This window comes from Herbaspirillum sp. AP02, from assembly GCF_015767275.1.
Classification (GTDB): Bacteria; Pseudomonadota; Gammaproteobacteria; order Burkholderiales; family Burkholderiaceae_D; genus Herbaspirillum.
The window spans coordinates 261,062-285,874 of record NZ_JADWMY010000008.1; the positions used below are offsets into that span (position 1 = coordinate 261,062).

The window sequence follows — 24,813 nt, forward strand, 5'->3', positions numbered from 1 at the left end:
GCAGCTCGACCAACGATTCGAACGACGGAGCGCACCGTGCGGGTTTATTCCAGCCAAGCAGAAGAACGTATTGCCATGTTGAAGCGCCAGGGCAAGGGCGCATTTTCCGGCCCACCGCTGCCGATGGGCCCCTTGATCGGATTTTCGGTGGCGATCGTGGCGGTGATCCTGATCGCCCTGTTCACCTACGAGGCCTCGGTCAGCCGGGGCGAAGCGGCCAATGCCGTCTCGCACACCATGCAGGTGCGCGAGCAGTTGCAGAGCCTGGTCTCCACGCTGAAGGATGCCGAAACCAGCCAGCGCGGCTTCCTGCTGACCGGTACCGAAACCTATCTCAATCCCTACAACCAGGCACGGGCCGCCCTGCCGGGCGAGATCACGCGCCTGCGCGAACTGGTCGCCGACAATCCGGAGCAGGTCAAGCGCCTGTCGCAGGTGGAACGGGTGGTCAACGACAAGATGGAAGAACTGGCCGAGACCATCACCCGGCGCCGCAATGGCGACGCCGCCGGCGCACTGTCCGTGGTGCAATCGGACCGTGGCAAGATGTCCATGGACCGCGTGCGTACCCTGACCCGCGATATGGAAGAGCAGGAGCGCGATCTGTTGGCAACACGTCAGGCCGACTGGCGTGACGCAGTCGCCTTTTCCACCGCCGTGGCCTGGGGCGGTTCGGCCTTGCTGCTGGTATTGATCGCCGCTGCCGCCGTCACCACCTCGCGTGACTATCGTTCGCGGGAAAAGCAGACGTGGATTCGCAGCGGCCAGATGGGCCTGGCCGAACGCCTGCAGGGCGAGCAGCGCCTGAGTGCGCTGGGCGAAAACACGCTGGCCTTCCTGACGGCCTATCTGAACGCCCAGGTCGGCGCCATCTATCTGCGCACCGACGCCGGCGATTTCCAGCGCTTCGCGGCCTATGCCCTGGAGGATGGCGGCGAGCAGCAGATCCAGCCCAATCTGCGCGACGGCCAGGGCCTGCTGGGCCAGGCGGCCAAGCTCAATCGCGCCATGCATGTCAAGGACGTGCCAGAGCACTATCTCACCATCTCCTCGGCCGTGGGTCGTCACCAGCCACGTGAACTGCTGATCGTGCCGGCCTCGGTAGATGGCATGGTGCAGGCCGTGTTCGAACTCGGCTTCCTGCGCCAGGTACGCCCCGAGGAAGAAGAACTGCTGGCGCGCCTGTCGGACCAGATCGCCATCGCCGTGCGCTCCTCCAAGGACCGCACCCGCCTGGAAGAACTGCTGGAAGAGACCCAGCGCCAGTCCGAGGAATTGCAGGCCCAGCAGGAAGAACTGCGGGTCAACAATGAAGAGCTGGAAGAGCAGGGCCAGGCCCTGAAGGCCTCGCAACTGCGCCTGGAAACCCAGCAGGCCGAGCTGGAAGAGACCAATGCCCAGCTGGAAGAGCAGGCCCAACTGCTGGAAATCCAGAAGGACGACCTGGCCAAGACTCAGGTGGTGCTGGTGGACAAGGCCACCGAACTGGAGCGCGCCAACCAGTACAAGAGCGAGTTCCTGGCCAACATGAGCCACGAACTGCGCACCCCGCTGAACTCCACCCTGATCCTGGCCAAGCTGTTGGCCGACAACAAGCTGGGCAACCTGACCGACGAGCAGGTGCGTTTCGCCCAGACCATTTCCTCTGCCGGCAACGATCTGCTGGCGCTGATCAACGATATCCTCGATCTCTCCAAGATGGAGGCCGGCAAGCTCGATATCGTCTCCGAATCCTTCGTGGTGACCAAGCTGGCCGAGGAACTCAAGGCCAGCTTCGCCATGACCGCGCAGCAGAAGGGGTTGGCCTTCAAGGTCGACGTCGAGCCGGGCGCACCGCAGCGCATGGAAACCGACATGCAGCGCCTGGGCCAGATCCTCAAGAACCTGCTCTCCAACGCCATCAAGTTTACCGAGAAGGGCGAGGTCAGCCTGCGCGTCTATGCCGACGCCCAGAACCGCATCGCCTTCGCCGTGCGCGATACCGGCATCGGCATCGGCGAGGACCAGCATCAGTTCATCTTCGAAGCCTTCCGCCAGGCCGATGGCAGTACCCATCGCAAATACGGTGGCACCGGTCTGGGACTGTCGATCTCGCGTGATCTGGCCCAGCTGCTGGGCGGCGATATCACCGTGCAGAGCCGGCCGGGCGAAGGTAGCATCTTTACGCTCTCGCTGCCGCAGGTCTACAGCGGCGACCAGGCCATCCTGCGTGCACCCGCGACGATGCCCAAGACGGCCAATGCGGCTGCCGCGGCCTCTACGCTGCAGGCGGCCCAGGTGGCGACGGCGCCGGACGTGCGCGTTCCGAGCGCCTCGGCGACGGCCGCCGCACCGGCACGCCTGCAGGAGATCGCCATCGATGATGATCGCCACCGCATCGAAGCGTCCTCGCGCCTGATCCTGGTGATCGAGGATGATCCGGCCTTCGCCATGATCCTGCGCGACCTGGCCCACGAGATGGGTTTCCAGTGCGTGGTGACGCATTCCGCCAACGAAGGCGTGGCCGCCGCCGAGATGTATCGCCCCAGCGCCATCCTGATGGACATGAACCTGCCCGACTTCTCCGGCCTGGGCGTGCTGGACCAGATCAAGCGCAATCCCAAGACCCGCCATATCCCGGTGCATGTGGTGTCGGTGGCCGACTATTCACAGGAGGCCATGGAGCGTGGCGCCATCGGTTATGCGCTCAAGCCGGTGCAGCGGGAAGAACTGATCGGCGCCATCCGCAAGCTGGAAGCCAAGTTCCTGCAAGGTCTGCGCCATGTTCTGGTGGTCGAGGACGATGCCCGCCAGCTCGACAGCATCCGCCAGTTGCTGGCCGGCGAGAACATCAACCTGGTCGGCGTACGCACGGCCACCGATGCACTGGCGCGTCTGCGCGAGACCACCTTCGACTGCATGGTGATGGACCTGAACCTGCCCGATCTGTCCGGCTATCAGTTGCTGGAAAAGATGGCTGAGCAGGAGCACGTGGCCTTCCCGCCGGTGATCGTCTACACCGGCCGCTCGCTGTCTGCCGAGGAAGAGCAGAACCTGCGCCGTTTCTCGCGCTCCATCATCATCAAGGACGCGCGTTCACCGGAGCGACTGCTGGACGAGGTGACGCTGTTCCTGCACCAGGTGGAAACCACGCTGCCGCCGGAAAGCCAACGCATGCTCAAGGTGGCGCGTGACCGCGAGACGGTGTTCGAAGGCCGCCGCATCCTGGTGGTCGAAGACGATGTGCGTAACATCTTCGCGCTCTCCTCGGTGCTGGAGCCCAAGGGCATGAAGGTCGAGATCGCCCGTAACGGCCGGGAAGCGCTGGATGCGCTGCAACGCAGCCAGGACAAGCCCGGAGCGGTCATCGACCTGGTGCTGATGGATATCATGATGCCGGAGATGGATGGCCTGACCGCCATGCGCGAGATTCGCAAGCAGGCCATCTGGAAGCGCCTGCCCATCATTGCGCTGACCGCCAAGGCGATGAAGGATGACCAGGAGAAATGCCTGGCCGCCGGTGCCAACGATTACATCGCCAAGCCCCTGGATGTGGAAAAACTGCTGTCCCTGGTACGCGTATGGATGCCCAAATAAAACAGGCTCTGGCAAACCGGCATTTCGATATCGAGATGCAGTTGCTGCTGGACGCCATCTACCTGAAATACCACTGCGATTTTCGCGGTTATGCCGGGGCGTCCCTGAAGCGCCGCCTGGCCACGGCCATGATCCGCTTCGGCTGCGAGACCCTTTCGCAGCTGCAGGACAAGGTCTTGCATGACACCACCGTCTTCCCCGCCCTGATGGATTACCTGACGGTGCAGGTCAGCGAGATGTTCCGCGACCCTGGTTACTTCAAGGCGCTGCGCGAGAAGGTGGTGCCGCTGTTGCGTACCTATCCGTCGCTGAAAATCTGGGTGGCCGGCTGCAGCAGTGGCGAGGAGGTCTATTCCCTGGCCATCCTGCTGCGTGAGGAAGGCCTGCTTGAGCGCAGCATCATCTACGCCACCGACATCAACCAGACCGCGCTGAAGAAGGCCGAGGCCGGTGTCTACGAGCTTGACCGCATTCCCGGCTTTACCAGCAATCACCAGAAATCCGGAGCAAGGACTTCGCTTTCGGATTACTATACGGCGGCCTATGGTGCCGTCGTGTTCGACAAGTCTCTGCGCAAAAACGTGGTCTTTTCCGACCATAGCCTTGCCACCGACAGTGTGTTTGCAGAGATGCATCTGGTGTCTTGCCGCAATGTGCTGATCTATTTCAATCGCCACCTGCAGGAGCGCGCGCTCGGACTGTTCCGCGAATCACTGGTGCGCAAGGGTTTCCTTGGGCTGGGCTCGAAGGAGTCGCTGCGATTCTCCTCGCATGGCATGGCCTTCGACGAAGTGGACCGCGAGGAGCGCATCTTCCAGAAAAAGGGTGAGCTGTGAGTGCCGTCGCCTTGCCTTCGCTGGAGGGCCGCCCCATCGAAGCCGTGGTCATCGGCGCCTCCGCCGGGGGCGTAGAGGCCCTCTCGGAGATCTTGCCGGCCCTGCGCCGTGATGCTGCGGTAGCGACCATGGTGGTGCTGCACCTGCCGCGCGAACGGCCCAGCCTGCTGCCACAGATCTTTGCCGACAGGTGCGCCCAGCCGGTGGTGGAAGCACAGGACAAGCTGCCTGCGCTGCCTGGCGTGATCCATTTTGCGCCACCGGATTATCATCTGCTGGTTGATCGTGGCGAGGATGGGCCCTTGTTGGCCATGTCCAATGACGAACTGGTCAACTTTTCGCGACCGGCCATCGATGTGCTGTTCGAGTCGGCTGCCGATGTCTACCGCGAGCGGCTGCTGGGCATTGTCCTCACCGGTGGCAACCACGATGGTGCGGCCGGATTGCAGGCCATCGGCCGCGCCGGCGGCATGACGGTGGTGCAAAGCCCGCAACAGGCCCAAGTGCCCTACATGCCGGCACAGGCATTGGCACTGGGCAAGATCGACCATGTGCTCACGCTCTCGCAGATCGCCGATCTGCTGCGTACCCTGGGCGTACAGGGGAATGACCAGGAAAAGGAACGCAGGTGATAGAACAACAGAAACAAAGAGACCTGCCACGGGTGAAATTCCTGCTGGTCGACGATCTCGAGGAAAACTTGCTGGCCTTGTCAGCGCTGCTGCAGCGTGACGATGTCGAACTGCTGCTGGCGCGCTCGGGCATGGAAGCCCTGGAGCTGCTGCTGCAGCACGAGGTGGCCCTGGCCTTCATCGATGTGCAGATGCCGGTCATGGACGGCTTCGAACTGGCCGAACTGATCCGTGGCAGCGAGCGCACCCGCAACGTCCCGCTGATCTTCGTGACGGCCGGCGTACGCGACGAGCGTCGCCTGTTCAAGGGTTACGAGAGCGGCGCGGTGGACTTCCTCTACAAGCCCATCGAGCCGCACATCCTGCGCAACAAGGCGGAAGTATTCTTCCAGCTGTATCGCCAGAAACAGCAACTGGCGCTGGAACTGCGCGAGCGCACCGAGACCTTGCGCCTGAACGAGATGTTCATCGCCATCCTCGGCCACGATCTGCGCAACCCGCTCAGTGCCGTGGTGATGGCGGCCACGCTGATGCAGCGGACCTACAAGGAAGAGGTGGCGCAAAAGGCCTCGCAGCAGATCCTCAACGGCGGCAAGCGCATGGCCAAGCTGATCGAGAACATGCTGGACCTGGCCCGCGCCCGCCTGGCGGGCGGCATTCCGCTGGTGCGCGCCAGTGCCTGCCTGGGCGAGATCACCGAGCGGGTGGTGCAGGAATACCAGGCCACCTACCCGGGCAGCGTCATCGAACGTCGCATCGAGGGTGACGACAATGGCTACTGGGACGGCGACCGCCTGGGCCAGGTGGCGGCCAACCTGTTGGGCAATGCCCTGCAGCATGGCGTGCCGGGCCATCCGGTCTGCATTGGCATCGACGGACGCAGCGAACACGAGGTGGTCATCGTGATCGCCAATCGTGGCGTAATCCCGGAAGCGTTGCTGCCGGTGATCTTCGACCCCTTCCGCGGTGGCGAGCGCGAGCTCGGACGCAAGGAAGGCCTGGGACTGGGCCTGTTCATCGCCCAGCAGATCGTCAAGGCGCATGGCGGCAGCATCAGCATGACTTCCGATGACCAGATGCAGACCGCGGTGACGGTGCGACTGCCGCGTCGTTGAACCATGCGGATTGGTCCTGGCGGTGACGCGATGGACGTAAAAAAGCCAGCTTCGTGGAGCTGGCTTTTTTCTGGGCGCGACCGGACTATTGCCAGCCATACCGCCGTGCATACCAGCCCTTCATGGCCTGGATCAGCACTGCATAGGCCACCAGGATCGCCACCAGCCACGGGAAGTAGGACAGCGGCAGCGCTTCCAGCTTGAAGTAGTGCGCCAGCGACGTCATCGGGATGGCGATGCCGATGGCCATGATCACCAGCGTCATTCCCATCAGCGGCCAGGAGGCGCGGCTCTGGAAGAAGGGGATGCGGCGGGTACGGATCATGTGCACGATCAGGGTCTGCGAAAGCAGGCCTTCGATGAACCAGCCGGACTGGAACAGGGTCTGGTGTTCCGGCGAGCTGGCACCGAAGACGAACCACATCAGCGCGAAGGTGCTGATGTCGAAGATGGAGCTGATCGGGCCGAAGAAGACCATGAAGCGACCGATGTCGCCGGCATCCCAGCGCTGCGGCTTTTCCAGGAATTCCTTGTCGACGTTGTCGAAGGGGATCGAGATCTGTGAAACGTCGTACAGCAGGTTTTGCACCAGCAGATGCAAGGGCAGCATCGGCAGGAAGGGTAGGAAGGCGCTGGCGATCAATACCGAGAAGACATTGCCGAAGTTGGAACTGGCCGTCATCTTGATGTATTTCAGCATGTTGGCGAAGGTCTTGCGGCCTTCCAGCACGCCTTCTTCCAATACCATCAGGCTCTTTTCCAGCAGGATCAGGTCGGCCGCTTCCTTGGCGATATCGACGGCAGTATCGACCGAGATGCCGATGTCGGCCGCGCGCAGGGCCGGGGCGTCGTTGATGCCGTCGCCCATGAAGCCGACCACGTGACCACGGTCATGCAGCACGCGCACGATGCGCTCCTTGTGGGCCGGCGAGAGCTTGGCGAAGACGGTCACGGTTTCCACCGCTTCCGACAATTCGGCGTCGCTCATCTTTTCCACATAGGATCCCAGCAGCATGCCCTTGACCTCCAGTCCGACCTCGCGACAGATCTTGGCGGTCACCAGTTCGTTGTCGCCGGTGAGGATCTTGACCTTCACGCCATGGGCGCGCAGTGCGGCCAGCGCCGGTGCGGTGGATTCCTTGGGCGGGTCGAGGAAGGCGATGTAGCCGATCAGGACCAGCTCCGATTCATCGGCCAGGCTGTAGACCTCCTTGGTCGGCGGCAGCTCGCGGGCGGCCACGCCGACCACGCGCAGGCCTTCGGCGTTGAGGCTGCCGGTGGTGGCCCGGATTTCCTCCAGCAGTCCGGCCGTCAGCGGTACGATCTGGCCGTTCACGCGGGCGTGCGAGCAGACCGAGACGATCTCTTCCACCGCGCCCTTGCAGATCAGCTCATGGTGGTCTTCGCGCTCGGACACCACCACCGACATGCGGCGGCGCTGGAAGTCGAAGGGGATTTCATCGACCTTGCGATAGGCCGAGGCGATCGACATCTCGCGCTGCAGTTCGGCGTGTTCCAGCACGGCCACGTCCAGCAGGTTCTTCAGGCCGGTCTGGTAGTAGCTGTTGAGGTAGGCGTACTGCAGCACTTCGTCATCGGGCTCGCCGTGGATGTCGGTGTGGCGTTCCAGGAAGATCTTGTCCTGGGTCAGGGTGCCGGTCTTGTCGGTACACAGTACGTCCATGGCGCCGAAGTTCTGGATGGCGTCGAGCCGCTTGACGATCACCTTCTTGCGCGACAGCGCCACTGCGCCCTTGGCCAGGGTCGAGGTCACGATCATGGGTAGCATCTCGGGGGTGAGGCCCACGGCCACCGACAGGCCGAACAGGAAGGCTTCGACCCAGTCACCCTTGGTGAACCCGTTGATGAAGAACACCACCGGCGTCATCACCAGCATGAAGCGGATCAGCAACCAGCTGACCTTGTTCACGCCCGCCTGGAAGGCAGTGGGAGTGCGGTCGGTGGCGGTGACGCGTTCGGCCAGGGCGCCGAAATAGGTGCGCTTGCCGGTGGTCAGAACCACGCCGCTGGCCGAGCCGCTGACCACGTTGGTCCCCATGAAGCAGAGATTGTCCAGCTCCAGCGGGCTGCTGGTGTTGAGGTTGCTGGGGGTGACGAACTTTTCCACCGGCAGCGATTCGCCGGTCATTGCGGCCTGGCTGACGAACAGGTCCTTGGCCGACAGCAGGCGCAGGTCGGCCGGGATCATGTCGCCGGCCGAGAGCAGCACGATGTCGCCCGGCACCAGATTGCGGATCGGCACCTCGACGCGACGCGCGCCCTTGGGATGCAGGGTCACGTCGAAGTAGCGCTGGGCTTCGGCGGCGATCTCTTCGACCTGGTCGTGGCGCATCACCGTGGCGGTGTTGCTGACCATGGCCTTGAGCTTGTCGGCGGCGGTGTTGGAGCGGGCTTCCTGGGCGAAGCGCAGCAGCGTGGAGACCACGACCATGGTACCGATGACGGTGGCCGCCTTCATGTCCTCGGTGTAGAAGGACACGGCCGCCAGCAGGGTCAGCAGCAGGTTGAAGGGGTTCTTGTAGCAGTGCCACAGGTGGACCGGCCAGGTCAGCGGCTTTTCGTGTTCGACTTCATTGGGGCCGCTGTGGACGCGGATGGCGTCGGCCTCGGATTCGGTGAGACCGTCGGGCCGCGACTGTAGGCGCTGCAGCAGGACTTGCGCCTGGCTGCGGGAGGCTTCGCTCAATTGCTCGGCCAGGGTTTGCGGGACTTCGCGGGTGACCGGGGCGCTGCGGAACATGTCCATGCCCAGGCGGCGGAAGTGGCGATCCATGCCGCGTGCGCGGATGAAGCTGGCAAAGGTTTCTTTCAGCAGGTTCAGATTCATGACGTGCTTCTTTTCTTGTTGGTCTTCGTCCCGGGGACGAAGGATGTGCATCGCACCGGCAAGCGCTTGGACTTGCCGGCCTCGGATCAGCGCCGTGGCCGGTCCCCGCCAGCGAGGGCGCGGGCGAGCGGGCAGGGCGCGCTGGGTCTTCGCGTATTCATGGAATGTGTGCAGCCTCCGCCTGGTTGAGCGGAGCCCCGTCATCGGCGCCTGATGGCGCAAGCAGAGCAGGCCGCGCATGGCGATGGGCCAGGCGGGCGTGCATGCGGCAGGCGGCAGGCAAAGGCCAGCCCGGCGCAGCGCAGGGCTGGCAAGGCGTGGTGATGCATGCGTTATGCCGCCGTGTCTGCGGCGGTCGATCGTCGATCTGTCGTTGTGAGGGAATATCGCTGTCGCCAGGGCGCTGGGGAAACCCGTCAAACAGGCTGCGCGCTACCGACATGAGATGCCGTCATCTGCCTTGTGCAAGATGACGACAGGAAGAAGTCCTGCTGAAATCCTTGCTGAGGCTTAACCCGGAATTAACCGGCAACAACTGTCACCCGAACAAGTGCCCATGAGAGGGACTCCAGAAAATGAGAACGGGCGAATTTTACGCCCGCGCAGAAAACAGGGTCAAGCCAAATCGCCCGATCTTGCCAAAAATTTGTGCATGTGCAACAGCTGTGGTGCAGGTTGTCAGTCCTTTGTCAGGGCCGCCCGACGGGCATCTCCGGGCCATGCCTGCGCTGCTGTGCAGCACCGATTGTTCCTGACCTCGCCTTGTCTTCCATGGTGTGCGACCTATACTCGAAAAGAGGCAAGCCCCATCAAGAGTACGCGCACCACGCGCAAGACCAAGAAACTCGACCAGGAGACGCATCATGCCCAACCTCATCATGAACAACCTCATGTTCTTCCTCCCGATGGCCCTGGCGGGCTTGTTGTTGTGCGGGGAGGTCCCGGTGGGGTCACGGATGGTCCGAACCAGTTTGAGAGCAGTGGGCGCGGTATTTGGCGCGCTGCTCGCGCTTTTAGTACTGGAGGCACTGCCAGTGCTAATTTAGCGGGCTTTCTACGGCCCGCTTTGCCGCTCGTTGCGGCAATGGCCGGGGCATCGGTGCAGGCATTTCCAGGGAACCAGCCTATTCTTTGAGTTTGCCGATCGCCCCGCCTTGATTTCCCTAGGTCGATGTTTTCACAGTGGTCTCGTGGCGGCCCCGAAAACATCGGCCTTTTTTGCGTCTGCTTTTCCTCGTCTGCCTGTGCGCTCTGGCAGATCATCCCCGGGCTTTTTCATCGTCTTCCCCGTTCTCCCCATCATCGCCGATGGCAGCTGTTCAGGGCGTTCCGTTCTTGCGCGCCAGGCTGGCATCCCACACCACCAGTCGATCACGTCCACTTTCCTTGGCGCAGTACATGGCATGGTCGGCGCGCTGCAACCAGACGAAGTGGGCTTCCATGTCCGCCGAGAAGGGCACCAGGCCGGCGCTGACGGTGCAACCATATAAATTGTTTGCTTCATCGGCGCTGCGTGCCGCCTCGACCAGGCGCTGCGAGAGCCGCAGCGCTTCGACGGGTGCGATGTCACGCAGGATGACCACGAATTCCTCGCCACCATAGCGGCCGATAAGATCATCTGCGCGTAGTGCGCCACGCAGCAGGCGTGAGAAATTGCGCAGCACCTCGTCGCCGGTCAGGTGACCATGGGTATCGTTGATGCTCTTGAAGTGGTCCAGATCCAGCAACAGCAGAAAGGCCTGGTGGGAACTGCTTGGCCCCTGGCTGCGCTGTTCGAATTCCGCGATCAGCAGGCTTTCCCAGTAACGCCGATTGAACAGTCGGGTCAGGCCATCGGTCTGGCTGACGATCTCGAACTCGCGTGAGCGCTCGGCCAGCTTTTTGGACATCTCATAGGTGGATTTGCCCAGCGCGAGCGGATACAGCGCCATCATCGGCAGGCAGGCGAGGATGGTGGCCAGGTCGGACTGTGGCAGGAAGCGCGCATCCAGCAGCCACCAGCCCAGCAGGCAGGCCACGATGCTGGCATACAGCCCGCGCATGAAGAGCCGCAGCCCTCCGGCGGCGATATTGTCCATCGACAGCATGGAGATGATGACCGCACTGGGTACCAGGTTGCCGTTGAGGGCAGCGATCCAGAAGCCCCCGATGGCGGCATCGATGACCAGGTTGCGCCGCTCGGCGCGATACGGGACGGCGCTTTTCAGCGCCCAGTGGCGTGCCATGTGCGGCCACAGGTAGCCGTGGCCGAACAGCGCCAGCCAGAGCGGCCAGGTCACCGGATTCTGCAGGAAGCCGGCTGCCACGCAAAAGAAACCGACCCCCAGACCGATGACCCGCAAGCGATAGATCCGCTGTACGAAGCGCACTCCCTTGCCGATCAAGGCTTCCGGCGGCATGTCGTCGGCCCGGCCCGGGCGCTGGCGGTAAAGTGCCACCGGGTCGATCAGCTCGCGTAGCGCCCGCAGCAGCGCTGGCCGTGAGCGCGATCTGGTGCGCTGCTCGTTGTTGGAACGGGATGGCATGATGTGCTGGTGTTCTTTCGATCCGGTCCACTCGGGGCTGGCCATCAGGCGTAATTGCAGGGCCAGTGCGATGACGTACGTACCGATTCAAAAAAGGGGTGCGCAAGCGTAACCCCACTATCACATTGCAGGCAAGTCTGGATCGGCCCGGCGTGCGCGAGCCTTGATCTGGAACAGGGCGGGAACCCTTGCCGAGGTCCGTTTGTCAGTGGGGTGGCAGTGTCGCACGGCGGTGTGACGCCGTGATGCCCCGATGCAGCAGGGTTGATCCCGGCCACTCCCGTCGGCGCAAGCGACATTGTCGATCCCCTATAATGCCTGCTTCCCGTCGACCCGCTGATCATGTTCCGTCTCTCTTCTCCTGCGCTGCGCCGCCTCTCCCTGTCGTCCTTCACGCTGGCCATCGCGCTGCTGGCCCCCGCTTCCGCGGTCTTCGCGCAGGGCCTGCCGCCACCGGTGGTGGGCGCGCTGCGCGTGGCGCATATCCCGCAGCAGAACACCGGCGTGGTGGTGGTCGATGCCGAGAGCGGCAAGCGCCTGCTGGCATCCAGCAATGTCGGCCAGCCTTTCAATCCTGCCTCGGTCATGAAGCTGGTGACCACCGATGCCGCGCTGGAGATGCTGGGGCCGACCTTCACCTGGAAGACCCAGGCCTACATCGATGGCAGTCTCGCCGGTGGCCTGCTCAATGGCGACCTGATCCTCAAGGGCGGTGGTGATCCCAAGCTGGTGCTGGAGAATTTCTGGCTGTTCCTGCGCCAGTTGCGCGCGCGCGGCATCAAGGACATCCGCGGCAACCTGGTGCTGGACCGTAGCTATTTTGCCGAGTCCAGCTATGATCCCTCGCAGTTCGATGGCGATCCGCAGAAGCCCTACAACGCCGGCCCCGATGCCTTGCTGCTGAACTACCGCACCCAGGCCTTCCGCTTCGAGCCGGATGCCGCCGCCGGCGTGGTCAACGTCAGCATGGACCCGCCCATGGCCGGTTTCACCATCACTCCGCCGCGCCTGTCGCAGGAGCCTTGCGGTGACTGGCAGGGCAAGCTGATGCTCAACAACGACCTCAATGGTGCCAGTTTTGGCGGCACCTATGCCGCCGATTGCGGCCCCCGGGTGTGGTACGTGCATCCCTATCGCATGAACAATGCGCAGTATGTCGGCGCCAGTTTTGTCCAGATGTGGACCGAGCTGGGCGGCAGTTTTTCCGGGCGCGTGGTCAACGGGGTGGTTACCCCCTCGGCGCGGCTGATGGTGGAGGTGCAGTCGCCGACGCTGCCGGAAGTCATCCGCGACATCAACAAGTACAGCAACAACGTCATGGCGCGCCAGGTGCTGCTCACGCTGGGCGCCGAGATGACCGGGCAGCCAGGCGATACTGTCAATGCGGCGCGTGCCGTACGCGGCTGGCTCAACGACAAGGGTATCGATACCAGCGGCCTGGCCATCGAGAATGGCGCCGGCCTGTCGCGGGTGGAACGCGTCACGCCCTCGCTACTGGCCAGCGTGCTGGTGCAGGCCTATCGCTCGCCATTGATGCCGGAATTCGTTTCCTCGTTGCCGCTGGTGGGCTATGACGGCACCATGCGCCGGCGCCTGAAGACGCAGAGCGTGGCCGGCCAGGCCCACATCAAGACCGGCACCTTGAACGATGTGCGCTCGATTGCCGGCTACGTGCAGGCCGCCTCGGGCAAGACCTATGTGGTGGTGTTTCTGATCAACCACGCCGCCGCCCCCAATGGGCAGAAGGCGCAGGATGCCTTGCTGCAGTGGGTGTACGAGAATGGCTAGGGCCTGTCGTCGCTGATTCCCTCAAGTAGTACCGAAGCTACGCGCCGCTGATTCGTCTGAATCAGCGGTTTTTTTTTGATTACGCCCGACCCGACGGACAACACGGCGTCCGTTTTCTGCCCCCTCATTGACCCCTCGTCCATCGCCCCCGGTCCGTCGGAATTGGTCAGCCAATTCGATACTTCACTGGGCATCATGACCCTTTGAGGAATCACTACACGATTGCTGTAGCCCGCATGCGGTGGCAGTCATACGCGTCTTTAGCTTCACTTCTTCCTTCTTTTGCGTGGATGACGGCGAGCATCGTCCCGATCGCAGCCTTGTTCCAAGGAACGATGTAAATGATTCTTATTATTGATATTGTCATCCGAGCCATGTGGCGCACGACCATCCCGTTCAAACATCGATCAATGTGGGGCTGCTGAATGAATGGAGCACGAGGACAAGACATGAACCAGTTCGCCGAAGCAACCAACAAGGGCCGTCAGCACGCGCTGGCCTGCCTGCGCGTCGCAGCCTCCCTGCAAGGCATCGTCATCGACCCGGACCGATGGCAGGCGGCCACGGTTGGCATGAAAGCAGGTAGCGATATTGCAGTCATGGCGCAGCAATGCGGAATGCGGGGCAGGGCAAGGCGCCGCGATGATGTGCGGGATGGGCGCATCAGATTGCCTGCGCTGGTCGAATGGCCTGCTCAAGGATGGCGACTGCTGATCAGGATGGAGCCACAGCACCTGGTCTTTTTCGACCCTGCTGCACCTGAGCAACCCTGCTTCATGCCTCTCGACGCGTTCAGTCTGGATCCACCGCGGCGCCTGATTGAACTGGATGCGCTGCCCGAAGCAAGCGGCCGCAAAGAGGCCTTCGGTCTGCTGGAACTGCTGCGGCCACTACTGGCCCAGCGCGTACTGGTGTGGGAAATCCTCGCTGCCTCGCTGGTCATGCAACTGTTTGCGCTGGCCATTCCCTTGTTCAGCCAGGTGATCATCGACAAGGTGCTCAACCATCGCAACCTGGCCACCCTACAGGTGCTGGGTATAGGCATGATTGCGCTCATCAGCTTCGAGGCGACGTTCTCGGTGTTGCGAGCAAGGTTGCTGTCATACGTCTCCTCGCGCATTGATGCCCTGCTCGGCATGCGCGTGCTGCGCCATCTGCTGCGCCTGCCGTTGCGCTATTTCGAATCACGCACGATAGGCGCGCTGCTGTCGCAGGCGAAGGAGATGGAGTCGATCCGGCAGATCCTGACCGGGTCTTCCCTTTCCGGCGTGGTGGACCTGATCTTCACGGTGGTTTTTCTCGCCGTCATGTTCAGCTACAGCACTACCCTGACCTTGCTGGTGCTGATGACCATCCCCGTCCTCGTGGTTTTTTCTCTCGTTGCGAGGCCGTTGATGCGTCGTGCGCTGGCCAGCAAACATGCAATGGCTACCAAGGCCGGCGGCGTGCTGCTGGAGCTGATTTCAGGCATCCACGCCATCAAGGCCCTCGCCATCGAGGCCGCCATGCTCACCCGCTGGCAGCAGGCACTGTCTGCCCAGGTGGCGGCGACGCGCCGAGCCAGCGGCTTGAACAGCATGAATGCAGCCTTCAATCTGCTGGTCCAGCGCGCGGTGGTCCTGGCAGCGCTGTGGCTGGGGTCCCACCTGGTCCTGACCGGAGAGCTGTCGGTAGGGCAGGTCATTGCCTTCCAGATGCTGGCCCTGCGATTCATTCACCCGATGACGCATGTGGTCCAGGTGTGGCAGGAGTTGCAACAATTGAAGATTTCCAGCGATGCGCTGGGTGAGATCATGAGCGCCTGGCCTGAGGTGGAAAGCGAAGGCACGCAGTTGACCCCGGCAAATCTGATCGGAAAGATCCAGGTCACGGACCTGGTATTCCGCTATACGCCGCAATCCCCCGCCGTACTGGCCGGCATCTCGCTGGTGGCGGCGCCCGGCGAAGTCGTCGGCATCGTCGGACGCAGCGGCTGCGGCAAGAGTACCCTGGCCAAGTTGCTGCACCGTCTGTATCTCCCCACCGAGGGAAGCATCCTGATGGATGGCATCGATATCAGCCGCCATGATCCGCTTGCCCTGCGTGCGCAGATCAGCGTGGTCCCGCAAGACATCTTCCTGTTCAGCGGCAGCATCGCCGAGAACATTGCCATCCGTGATGGCAATACCGACCTCGACACCATCATGGCCGCCGCCGAACTGGCCGATGCCCACGCCTTCATCATGGCTCTGCCGCAGGGCTATGACACGGTCGTCGGCGAGCGTGGCGGCATCCTGCTCTCGGGAGGCCAGCGCCAGAAAATCGCCATCGCCCGGGCACTCTATGCGCGCCCCCGGATACTCATCCTGGACGAAGCCACTAGCGCCCTCGACTACGAATCCGAAAGCCGGGTCCAGCAGAAACTGCGCACCGCCTGCGAGAACTGCACGCTGCTGGTCATCGCGCACCGACTGAGCACGGTACGACACGCCAACCGGATTCTGGTACTGGACCAGGGTCGGTTCGTCGAGGCGGGAACCCACGACGAACTGATGCAGCAGGACGGCCTGTATCGTCGTCTCTATGCACATGACGGGCAGCAGAACGGAGGCGTCGATCATGCGCCCCGGCGTTGAATTCAAGCTCCCGGTCCAATTTCCTTGGCGCAGCCGCGTGCGGCCCGATACTGCGGACAGCCAATCGCAGGCGGCCTGGCAAGACATGGTGGGCGACTGGGGCCGCCCGCCCGGCAGGCCCGTGCTGTGGCTGCTGTTGTGTCTGTTTACCGTGATGCTGGTCTGGGCATGCGTGGCCCGTATCGATGTGGCTGCGATGGCGCCGGGCAAGGTGCTGCCCGAAGGCAAGACCAAGCTGCTGCATGCGGCGGAGATCTCGCTGGTGCGCGCCATCCACGTCAGGGACGGCCAGCGTGTCAAAGCGGGGGAATTGCTGCTGGAGCTGGACAACACCATCAACCTGGCAGAACACAAGGCGGTGATGCAGAAGCTGACCCAGTTGCGTCTGGAGATGGAACGCCTGCAGGCCATTCTGGAGGATCGCGAACCCGTCTTCGACGTCACCGATGCATTGCCGGAAACCATCCAGGCCCAACGTGCCTTGTTCACTGCGCAGTGTCACGCCCATCAGGCCAGAGCGGCGGAGGCCGAACGTAATCGCCAGCACCGGCTGATGCAGGAAACCGCCGCCACGGCCCTGATCGCCAAGCTGGAGGCCAACCTGGTCACCGCGCTGGAGCGTGTTGAGCGGGTCAGGCCCTATGCCGGCGAGTCCATCTCCCATTTCGAATACCTCAGATTGCAGGACGCCGCCGCCAGCCTGGCCGCCGAACTGGCCTCACAGCGCGCCGCAGCCAAGGCGGCGCGCCAGGAACATCTGGCCGCGCAGCAGCGCCTGCAATTCCTGGAAGCGGAACATCGCAGTTCCCTGCTGGCGCAGGTCCAGGAAAAGCAGGCCCTGATGGCGGCAGCGCAGAGCGACCAGGCCAGGATCGCGCAATTGATGTCACAGAAGGTACTGCGCGCCCCGGTGGACGGACAGGTACAGAGCCTCTCCGTCAACACGCTCGGCGGGGTGGTCATGCCTGGTCAGGTCATTGCCACCATCGTCCCGGACAACATGCCCCTGATGATCGAAGCCACGCTCTCCAACGAAGACGCCGGCTTCGTGCGCGTGGGCCAGCACGTGGACATCAAGGTCGATGCCTTCCCTTACCAGCAATACGGAAGCCTGTCTGGCGAAGTTACCTGGATCAGCCCGGATGCGGAATTCCGGGCCCCGGCTGGCGGTGATCCGGCCACGACAGCGAAGGGAGCGGACATGTCTGCCCTGCCGCTCAAAGGGAGCCTGGTGTATCGCCTGCACATCAAGCCGGACAGCACCAAGCTCATGCGCAATGGCTTGCCGTATCCGGTAAGCATAGGCATGAGCGTGCAGGCCGACATCGTCACGGACCGGCGGCGGGTCATAGATTTTCTGCTCGGACCGATTATCAAGAACCTTGATGAGGGTTTGAAGACGCGCTGAGGGTCGGGCAGATTCGGCGATGTCGCTGGGATCTTATTCAATTAAAGGAAAGGAGGCGCCTGGAACTTTTGAATTTGGTGATTTGAAAACTGTGAAAAATTAAGGAAATGAAAAATGATGATCAAGAAAAAACTTAGAAAACTCATAGGCATGATCGGATTGGGTTTGCTTGCCAAGAACTCGATTGGGCATGCGGCGGACTCCGTGGCTGCCAACAGGATCTATGAGAGCAGATCCTATTTGCCTTTCCCTGTGCAGAAAGGAGGGGAGAAACTTGATGTTCTTGTCAAGGTGGAGAAGACCAATCGGGCATACGGCTTCTATCTGATTCTGGTCGAGGACCTTAGTTGGCCTGCGAAGAAAGTGGAGGACTTACGCAGGCTATACCGAGGTTGGATGTTCGGAGAGGAAGGAACGCTGCCCTACCCCTTCAGAATTCGCTTGCAGATAGATCCTCTGGAAAAAGGAAATGCCACAGGAATAGATCTGATCGTAAAAGATCGTAGTCCAGCATTTAGCCAATACGCGAATCAAGACAAGGAAATTTAGCGGGCGCAAGCATTGCACTTAAGCGTGCTGCCAGAAGGAGTTTATCGGGTTCGCTTGGAAAATCTGTCACCTGTTCCACAGGTCGATTTTTCAACGTTGTTTGCGTTTGAGAAGGACACACGGAAGTACTGATGAAGAACCAATTAACAGGAGATGAAAATTGTTGATCAAGAAAAAACTTAGAAAGCTGATCGGCTTGATCGGACTTGGCTTTGTTGTTAGGAGCGGGACTGGGGGGGCGGCGGAGTCTGCGATTGCCGGAAAGGTTTATGAGAGCAGATCCTATTTGCCTTTCCCTCTGCAGAAAGGGGGGGAGCGGCTTGATGTACTGGTCAAAGTTGGGAAGGCTGACAGGGCACATGGTCTTTACTTGATTTTGGTCGAAGACCGTAGTTGGCCTATGAAGAAAAAAGAGAACTTGCGCAGAGTACACAAAGGTTGGCTTGGTGCAAATGACGAAGTATTGCCATTTCCTTTCAGGATTCGCTTGCAGATCGATCCTTTGGAAAAGAGTAATACGAGAAGTGTTGACCGGATTTTCAAGGAACGGAGTCCGGCCTTTAGTCAATACATGAACCAGGATAAAGAAATTTGGCGCGCACAAGCATTGTTCCTGGATTTACTGCCCGAGGGAATCTATCGAGTTCGTTTGGAAAATTTGGCTCCCTTGCCGCAAATCGATTTCACAACCTTATTCGCGTTCGAAAAAGATACGCGGAAATTTTGATGAGGAGTAGAAATGGAAAATGCATTGCTCAAGCTGAACATCGAGGCGCCCGGAACCCTGTACACACATCCTAGTGGCCATATTTCGCCTTCTTTAGCTGGTCATGTCTGGATGGAGATAGTTAGATCCGACGGCACTTCTTCTCAGGCAGGTTTTGGCCCTACTGAAACAAAAAGCGGCGTCACATCCGTCTCAGGAAGAATAATCGAAACAGACAAAGAGTCTTACGCTGGAAATTCTTACTTCACCGCTACTTATGCAATTACCGACAGCCAAGTTAGGGCAATTGAGCGGTTCATAAACGATTCGGAGTCATACGGATTCGATAAGCAGCATTACCACGCCGCGACAAACAGTTGCGTCGACTTTGTCTGGAAGGGTCTTGAGCAAGTCGGCATGAACCCCGAGAGATTCGAGGGGGACTTGCATCCAATGCGCAATATCGAAAAATTTTCTTCATTGAAGAACCCACTTATTCCTGGCGGCGGGCTGATAGGGATTGAAAAAAATGAGGAGGGACCACGTGGTTTTGATGACTACTTCCAATCGCCATTGAATGACTGGTGGTCGGGAACGCCGAATCCCTGGGTCGCTCCTCAAGAGATGCCTCAAACGTCCGTAGCAGAACCTCCTGCAGGCGAGATCCTGGTGGGGCCGCTGGGCGTGTCAAATTACTTCTCCGGTTCGAATGCGTCTGCCTGGGACGACGACTACGGCGGGTCTTCGGGAGGTGGGTACTTTGACTTTTCTTACTTCAATTTCGGATCATTCGCTGACGGTACCGACTATCACGCTCATTGAGGAGGTTTTCATGTGTATCGATTTTGGCATTTCGCGGGAGGCTTTCCGCGATGAGTACCAGGAAAGGAAGCCGCTTCTCATCAAGGGCGGCGCAAGTGATATCGCATTTGGATGGAGCGATGCTTGCGGAATATTTGACCGCTGTAACGTCGCAGATCCGAGTTTCAAGCTGTCTTATGACGGCAGCCTGCGCCCCAAGAAGGAATATGTCGAGCGCTATATGGACATCGGGACAGCTCGGCATCGTCTTATCAAGCCCGTCGTCTATGACTATATGCGCAAGGGCGCCACCCTGATTGCAAACAGGATCAAGCATGAGCCGAAGGTGAGTGCCTGTGCCCGTGCAGTCGGAGAGTTTACCGGGCGGCAGGTTGTGAGCAGTGCTTACGCGGTGTTTGGCGAAAAGAGCTCGTTCCGGAGTCATTGGGATACGCGTGATGTGTTTGCCGTCCAGCTCATCGGGCGCAAGCGTTGGCTGATCTATGAACCGACCTTCGAACTGCCACTCTCCACGCAGCAGAGCAAAGACTATGAGTCGAAATATCCCCATTCCAGGAAGCCGTATCTGGATCTCATTCTCGAAGCCGGAGATGTCCTCTATGTTCCACGCGGTTGGTGGCACGACCCATTGCCGTTGGGCGAAGGCAGTTTCCATTTGGCGCTGGGGACCTTCCCGGCCTATGTCGTTGATTACCTGGGATGGGCGATGCACCAGATGCAAGATGTCATCGTCGTCAGAAAATCCCTGGACGATTGGGCCACAGATGAACCCGTGCTTCAGGAACTGGCGGGGGAAATCGTCAGTTTCATGCGCGCTCCAGAAAACTACGAGCGTTTCATGGACGAATTTCATTCGAGCCTGAGAGATGAAGCCTCCTTGGCGCTTGAGGATTTTGCGGACGCCAGGGGGCCACGCCTATCTGATGAGACAGGCCTGAGGTTGCGCGCACATCGCGCTCGTGGTCTCAGCTTCGGTTACCTAATCCATGACGGAAGAAAGATGTCGCTGAATCCGCAGGTGGCAGAGACGTTGAGGTTTATCAGCGAGTCGCCCGGTGTCTCTCTCTGTACTGTGCTCGAACACTCGGCTGTTGAAGACAAGGCGCTGTTGCGGCAGTTGCTCACAGATTTCTGCCAGCGGGACATACTCTGCTCCTGCAGGACTGCCTAGCCGGATTCAAAGCAACAAAGGTCTGTCTGAAAGCTCGTTTTCCCCACCGCCGCCTTCTCGTAGTGGCATCGCCTCCGCCAGCAGGGCATTGAGCCTGGCCAGCCCCTGGAGGCTAGATTCCTCGAATTTCCCTTGCGCATAACCGCTCGTCATCAGCCGGCACACCTGCTGCCACTGCTCACGCGTGACATGCCGATTGATGCCACGATCAGCGACGATTTCCACCTTGCGGTCGGCCAGGTTGATGTAGACCAGCACGCCGCAGTTTTCTTCGGTATCCCAGATGCGGTAGTGCGAAAACAGTTCGTGGGCGCGCTGCCTGGCGCTTTCGCCGCGTCGTACGGCACCCAGTGACAAGGCGGCTTCGACAATCACGCGGACCTGCGCCCGGTGCCGTTGCTCCCCTTCGCCGATGCTGGCCTGGATGGCCTTGAGCGTGGTCGAGGGGAAGGCACGCCGCGCCGTGGTGCGGGTGCTGCGCAGATGACGCAGCAGGCGCGCCGGCAGGGAAGGGGTTGGGGTGTTGTGAGGCATGTCACCAGTCTCCTGAAGCGCCGCCACCATCGAAGCTGCCACCACCGCCGGAGAACCCGCCACCGCCGGAGGAGCCGCCAAAGCCTCCACCACCGCCACCACCGCCACCCCCCGAGCGCGGCCAGCCGCGTCCGGAGGCGGCCTGGCGTGCCGCTTCGTCGAGGATGCTGCCGATGATGACGCCGGCCGTGGTGGCGCGTCCCCGGCCACGGCCCCAGTCATTGTTGTCCAGCGTGTTGCGGGTGCCGCGGCGCGACTTGAGCAGCATGGCAAAGAACACCACCAGGAATAGCACGATCACCATCAGCGTCAACCAGCCACCACCGTCATCAGCCTGCACAGGCCCGGTGTGGCGCTGGGCGGCGGGCAGTTTTTCCTGTTCCAGAAGGGTGGTGATGGCGGTCACGCCGGCGGCCAGGCCGCCGTAGAAATCGTTCTGGCGGAAATGCGGTGCGATCACGTCTTCCAGGATGCGCCTGGATTGGGCATCGGTGAGGCTGCCCTGCACGCCGCGTCCGGCTTCGATGCGCAGGCGCCGCAGCGACTTGGGATTGTCGCGGGCGACGATGAGCAGCACGCCGTCATCCACACCCTTGCGACCCAGTTGCCAGGCATCGGCCACGCGGATGCTGTATTGCTCGATGGCTTCCGGCGCGGTGGAGGACATCAGCAATACCGCGATCTGGCTGCCGGTGCGCTGCTCGATCTCGGTCAGGACGCCTTCTAGCGCCTGTTGCTGTTGCGGCTGCAGCAGGTGGATCTGGTCGATGACGTGGGACGACAAGGGCGGCACGGCGACCAGGCCGTCATCGGCCCGGGCCAGGCCAGCCAGGCTCAGGAAGATCAACAGCCAGCAGGTGATGAGCAGCTTGCGCATGGCGGATCGGGGGGCGGTGGCTTATTTGCCGAAGTTGACCGCGGGAGCCGTCGAGATGGCTTTTTCGTTGTCCACCGTGAAGGAGGGCTTGACCTCATAGCTGAACAACTTGGCGGTGATATTGGTGGGGAAGCTGCGCGCCAGGATGTTGTAGTCCTTGACCGCCGCGATATAGCGCTGGCGGGCCACGGTGATGCGGTTCTCGGTGCCTTCCAGTTGCGATTGCAGGTCGCGGAAGCTGGCGTCGGCCTTCAGCTGCGGGTAGTTCTCGGACACCACCATCAGGCGCGACAACGCCGAGGACAGCTCGCCCTGCACCTGCTGGAACTTGGCGAAGGCCTGCGGATCGTTGAGCACCTCGGGCGTGATCTGGAAGCTGGTGGCAGCGGCGCGGGCGCGGGTGACGGCTTCCAGAGTGTCCTTCTCGTGCGAGGCATAGCCCTTGACGGTATTGACCAGGTTGGGGATCAGGTCGGCGCGGCGCTGGTACTGGTTGACCACTTCGCCCCAGGCGGCCTTGGTGGCCTCGTCCTTGGCCTGGAATTCGTTGTAGCCGCAGCCGGAGAGGGTCAGTGCCGTCATGGCGACGGCCAGCCAGGCGAAGAGTTTTTTCATGTTGTCTTTCCTCGTAGCAAAAGTGAAGCAATGAGAGCGCATGAGACCGGAAAATCCACGCCAAGTGCCCGATGTTCCGGGAAAACCGCTGAACATCAGTCAAATATCGAGGTTCGGCCATGCCGGCGCGCTACAATAGCGCATCTTTCAGTTAAAGGCATCACCGTGACATTCATCGAGAAACTCAACGCTGCGTGGACTTCGCGCAATTCCCTGCTGTGCGTGGGCCTGGACCCCGACCTCAAGAAATTCCCGGCCGAGCTGCAAGGCAAACCGGACGCGATCTTCGAATTCTGCCGCGCCATCATCGATGCCACCGCCGAGGCCGCCTGTGCCTTCAAGCCGCAGATCGCCTATTTCGCCGCGCTGGGCGCGGAAGAACAACTGGAGCGTATCTGCGCCTACCTGCGCAGCAACTATCCCGAGATTCCACTGGTGCTGGACGCCAAGCGTGGTGATATCGGCGCCACCGCCGAGCAGTATGCCCGCGAAGCCTTCGAGCGCTATGACGCCGATGTCGTCACCGTCAGCCCCTACATGGGCTGGGACTCGGTCTCGCCCTACCTGGAGTGGAAGGATCGTGGCGTGATCGTGCTGTGCCGCACCTCCAATGCCGGCGGCTCGGACCTGCAGTTCCTGGAAGTCGATGGCAAGCCGCTGTACCAGCACGTGGCGCGCCTGGTGGCCGAGAAGTGGAATACCAACGGCCAGTGCGGCCTGGTGGTGGGCGCGACCTTCCCGCATGAACTGGCGCAGGTGCGCGCCATCATCGGCGACATGCCCTTGCTGGTCCCGGGCGTGGGCGCCCAGGGCGGCGACGTCGAAGCCACCGTGAAATCGGGCAGGACCGCCACCGGCACCGGCATGATGATCAATTCCTCGCGCGCCATCCTGTACGCCAAGCCGCAGGAAGGCGAAGACTTCGCCGCGGCCGCCCGCCGCGTGGCCATCGAAACGCGTGACGCGATCAACCGCTTCCGCTGATCCTGAATCGACGGTGCCATGAAAAAGGCGGCGACTCCGATGGAGCGCCGCCTTTGTCTTGATGGGGCCGGATTCGGCTCGCCCGCATTCAATCTGCCAGCAGCTTGAGCAAGCCCTTCAGCGCATGCTCGACCGTCTGGGCGCGTACCTGCTGGCGGTCGCCCTTGAAGACCAGGCGCTCGGTATAGGTCTTGTCGCCCACCCGCCAGCCGAAGCAGACGGTACCCACTGGCTTGCCCGGCACCGCGCCACCGGGGCCGGCGATGCCGGTGGTGGAGACGGCCAGGTCGGAACTGCTGTTGGCCACCGCGCCCTCGGCCATGGCACCGGCGATCTCTTCGCTGACGGCGCCATGCTGGGCGATCAGGGCTTCGGAAATGTCCAGCAGTTCATTCTTGGATGCGTTCGAATAGGTCACGAAACCGCAGTCGAACCATTCCGACGATCCGGCGATCTCCGTGATGGCGTGGGCGATGCCGCCGCCGGTACAGGATTCGGCAGTGGCCAGCAGCAGGCCCTTGGCTTTGAGAGTCTGGCCCACGCGGGTGGCTAGGTCTATCGTGCTGTCCATGAGTGTCATCCTCGGCTGTGCCGCAGTCTCTGTCCGTCGTGCGGGGCGGACCACGGTCGGTTGATCAACTTGCGCGAACTAGCATACTCCGATGTCGGCCATTGTTGTATCGGACCAGCGCTGATTGTTCACTTACCAGTAGGCGCGCCAGAAGGCAAAGACCAGCAGGGTATAGAAGGCGGCCAGGATGTCGTCCCACATCACGCCGAAGCCGCCCTTGAAGCGGCGGTCGAACCAGGCGATCGGCGGCGGCTTGACCATGTCGAAAAAGCGGAACACCACGAAGGCCGCGAACTGCGTCTTGAGGTTGGCCGGGGTGACCAGCACCAGCACCAGCCAGAAGGCGATGATCTCGTCCCACACCATGCTGCCGTCGTCGGGCGAGTTCAGCGCCTGGCCGGTGCGATGGCAGGCCCAGATACCGATGATGAAGCCGGCCACGATGATGGCCAGCCAGTTGGCGGCCGTGAAGACATGCGGCCAGCGGGTGGACAGCACCGCAAAGGAGAGCCAGGCGAACAGCGTGCCTGCGGTCCCCGGCATGATGGGCGAGAGGCCGCTGCCGAAACCTTGGGCGATCCAGTGGGCCGGATGGGCCAGCATGAAATGCGGGGTCGCTTTGCGTTTCTTCGGGGCGGGTG

Annotated in this window: 20 protein-coding genes; 13 read left to right on the forward strand and 7 right to left on the reverse strand. The window is 61.6% G+C overall.

Annotation, left to right across the window (positions count from 1 at the left end; genetic code table 11):
- Positions 1 to 75 precede the first annotated feature (75 nt).
- The 4 genes from I5R65_RS17325 to I5R65_RS17340 are packed head-to-tail and all read left to right on the forward strand — an operon-like array spanning position 76 to position 6,159.
- The gene (locus I5R65_RS17325; protein WP_180669073.1) at positions 76 to 3,576 is read left to right on the forward strand and encodes a response regulator; all 3,501 of its coding nucleotides are present in this window, start codon (positions 76 to 78) and stop codon (positions 3,574 to 3,576) included.
- Positions 3,561 to 4,412 (forward strand): protein-glutamate O-methyltransferase CheR, encoded by an 852-nt coding sequence (locus tag I5R65_RS17330; RefSeq protein WP_180669074.1) that lies wholly within the window; start codon positions 3,561 to 3,563, stop codon positions 4,410 to 4,412. The genes I5R65_RS17325 and I5R65_RS17330 overlap by 16 nt, the downstream gene beginning before the upstream one ends.
- Positions 4,409 to 5,044, forward strand: coding sequence for a chemotaxis protein CheB (locus tag I5R65_RS17335; RefSeq protein ID WP_180669075.1), 636 nt, complete (start codon positions 4,409 to 4,411; stop codon positions 5,042 to 5,044). The genes I5R65_RS17330 and I5R65_RS17335 overlap by 4 nt, the downstream gene beginning before the upstream one ends.
- Complete coding sequence (locus tag I5R65_RS17340; protein WP_180669076.1) at positions 5,041 to 6,159, forward strand: HAMP domain-containing sensor histidine kinase; 1,119 nt, start codon at positions 5,041 to 5,043, stop codon at positions 6,157 to 6,159. The genes I5R65_RS17335 and I5R65_RS17340 overlap by 4 nt, the downstream gene beginning before the upstream one ends.
- Positions 6,160 to 6,244: 85 nt before the next feature.
- On the opposite strand, the gene mgtA is transcribed toward I5R65_RS17340, so the two are convergent.
- Positions 6,245 to 9,007 carry a magnesium-translocating P-type ATPase gene (gene mgtA, locus I5R65_RS17345; protein WP_180669077.1) on the reverse strand — a complete coding sequence of 921 codons (2,763 nt, stop codon included), beginning with the start codon at positions 9,005 to 9,007 and terminating at the stop codon, positions 6,245 to 6,247.
- Positions 9,008 to 9,870: 863 nt separating this feature from the next.
- Between mgtA and I5R65_RS17350 the strand changes: the two genes are divergently transcribed.
- A complete protein-coding gene (locus I5R65_RS17350) occupies positions 9,871 to 10,053 on the forward strand; it encodes a hypothetical protein (protein ID WP_180669078.1) in 183 nt (60 codons plus the stop codon).
- A 273-nt stretch (positions 10,054 to 10,326) separates the two neighbouring features.
- On the opposite strand, the gene I5R65_RS17355 is transcribed toward I5R65_RS17350, so the two are convergent.
- Positions 10,327 to 11,532, reverse strand: a complete 1,206-nt coding sequence (locus I5R65_RS17355) for a diguanylate cyclase (RefSeq protein ID WP_180669079.1) — start codon at positions 11,530 to 11,532, stop codon at positions 10,327 to 10,329.
- 342 nt (positions 11,533 to 11,874) lie between these two features.
- On the opposite strand from I5R65_RS17355, the gene dacB reads away from it, so the two are divergent.
- The 7 genes from dacB (at position 11,875) to I5R65_RS17390 (ending at position 20,591) form a co-directional block, all read left to right on the forward strand.
- A complete protein-coding gene (dacB, locus tag I5R65_RS17360) occupies positions 11,875 to 13,320 on the forward strand; it encodes a D-alanyl-D-alanine carboxypeptidase/D-alanyl-D-alanine-endopeptidase (RefSeq protein WP_180669080.1) in 1,446 nt (481 codons plus the stop codon).
- Positions 13,321 to 13,769: 449 nt separating this feature from the next.
- Positions 13,770 to 15,935 carry a peptidase domain-containing ABC transporter gene (locus I5R65_RS17365; protein WP_180669081.1) on the forward strand — a complete coding sequence of 722 codons (2,166 nt, stop codon included), beginning with the start codon at positions 13,770 to 13,772 and terminating at the stop codon, positions 15,933 to 15,935.
- Positions 15,936 to 15,972: 37 nt separating this feature from the next.
- Positions 15,973 to 17,343, forward strand: a complete 1,371-nt coding sequence (locus I5R65_RS17370) for an HlyD family type I secretion periplasmic adaptor subunit (protein ID WP_180669082.1) — start codon at positions 15,973 to 15,975, stop codon at positions 17,341 to 17,343.
- A 114-nt stretch (positions 17,344 to 17,457) separates the two neighbouring features.
- Positions 17,458 to 17,892, forward strand: coding sequence for a hypothetical protein (locus I5R65_RS17375; RefSeq protein ID WP_180669083.1), 435 nt, complete (start codon positions 17,458 to 17,460; stop codon positions 17,890 to 17,892).
- A gap of 160 nt (positions 17,893 to 18,052) precedes the next feature.
- Positions 18,053 to 18,619: a hypothetical protein gene (locus tag I5R65_RS17380; RefSeq protein WP_180669084.1), complete on the forward strand. Its 567-nt coding sequence runs from the start codon at positions 18,053 to 18,055 to the stop codon at positions 18,617 to 18,619.
- Between the two features lie 12 nt (positions 18,620 to 18,631).
- Entirely contained in the window at positions 18,632 to 19,420 is a 789-nt protein-coding gene (locus I5R65_RS17385) for a hypothetical protein (protein ID WP_180669085.1), read from the forward strand.
- Positions 19,421 to 19,430: 10 nt separating this feature from the next.
- Positions 19,431 to 20,591: a JmjC domain-containing protein gene (locus I5R65_RS17390; protein WP_180669086.1), complete on the forward strand. Its 1,161-nt coding sequence runs from the start codon at positions 19,431 to 19,433 to the stop codon at positions 20,589 to 20,591.
- Between the two features lie 6 nt (positions 20,592 to 20,597).
- On the opposite strand, the gene I5R65_RS17395 is transcribed toward I5R65_RS17390, so the two are convergent.
- Genes I5R65_RS17395 through I5R65_RS17405 form a run of 3 tightly spaced genes read right to left on the reverse strand, consistent with a single transcriptional unit; the run spans position 20,598 to position 22,617 of the window.
- Positions 20,598 to 21,125, reverse strand: coding sequence for a TPM domain-containing protein (locus I5R65_RS17395; protein ID WP_180669087.1), 528 nt, complete (start codon positions 21,123 to 21,125; stop codon positions 20,598 to 20,600).
- Position 21,126: 1 nt separating this feature from the next.
- The gene (locus tag I5R65_RS17400; RefSeq protein ID WP_180669088.1) at positions 21,127 to 22,002 is read right to left on the reverse strand and encodes a YgcG family protein; all 876 of its coding nucleotides are present in this window, start codon (positions 22,000 to 22,002) and stop codon (positions 21,127 to 21,129) included.
- A 21-nt stretch (positions 22,003 to 22,023) separates the two neighbouring features.
- Positions 22,024 to 22,617, reverse strand: coding sequence for a LemA family protein (locus I5R65_RS17405; RefSeq protein WP_180669089.1), 594 nt, complete (start codon positions 22,615 to 22,617; stop codon positions 22,024 to 22,026).
- Between the two features lie 165 nt (positions 22,618 to 22,782).
- On the opposite strand from I5R65_RS17405, the gene pyrF reads away from it, so the two are divergent.
- A complete protein-coding gene (gene pyrF, locus I5R65_RS17410; protein ID WP_180669090.1) occupies positions 22,783 to 23,601 on the forward strand; it encodes an orotidine-5'-phosphate decarboxylase in 819 nt (272 codons plus the stop codon).
- 88 nt (positions 23,602 to 23,689) lie between these two features.
- Here the strand turns inward: pyrF and I5R65_RS17415 are convergent, their stop codons facing one another.
- Together I5R65_RS17415 and I5R65_RS17420 are read right to left on the reverse strand one after the other, a co-directional pair.
- Positions 23,690 to 24,172: a CinA family protein gene (locus I5R65_RS17415; RefSeq protein WP_180669091.1), complete on the reverse strand. Its 483-nt coding sequence runs from the start codon at positions 24,170 to 24,172 to the stop codon at positions 23,690 to 23,692.
- Between the two features lie 132 nt (positions 24,173 to 24,304).
- A complete protein-coding gene (locus tag I5R65_RS17420; protein WP_196872200.1) occupies positions 24,305 to 24,775 on the reverse strand; it encodes a phosphatidylglycerophosphatase A in 471 nt (156 codons plus the stop codon).
- Positions 24,776 to 24,813: the final 38 nt, after the last annotated feature.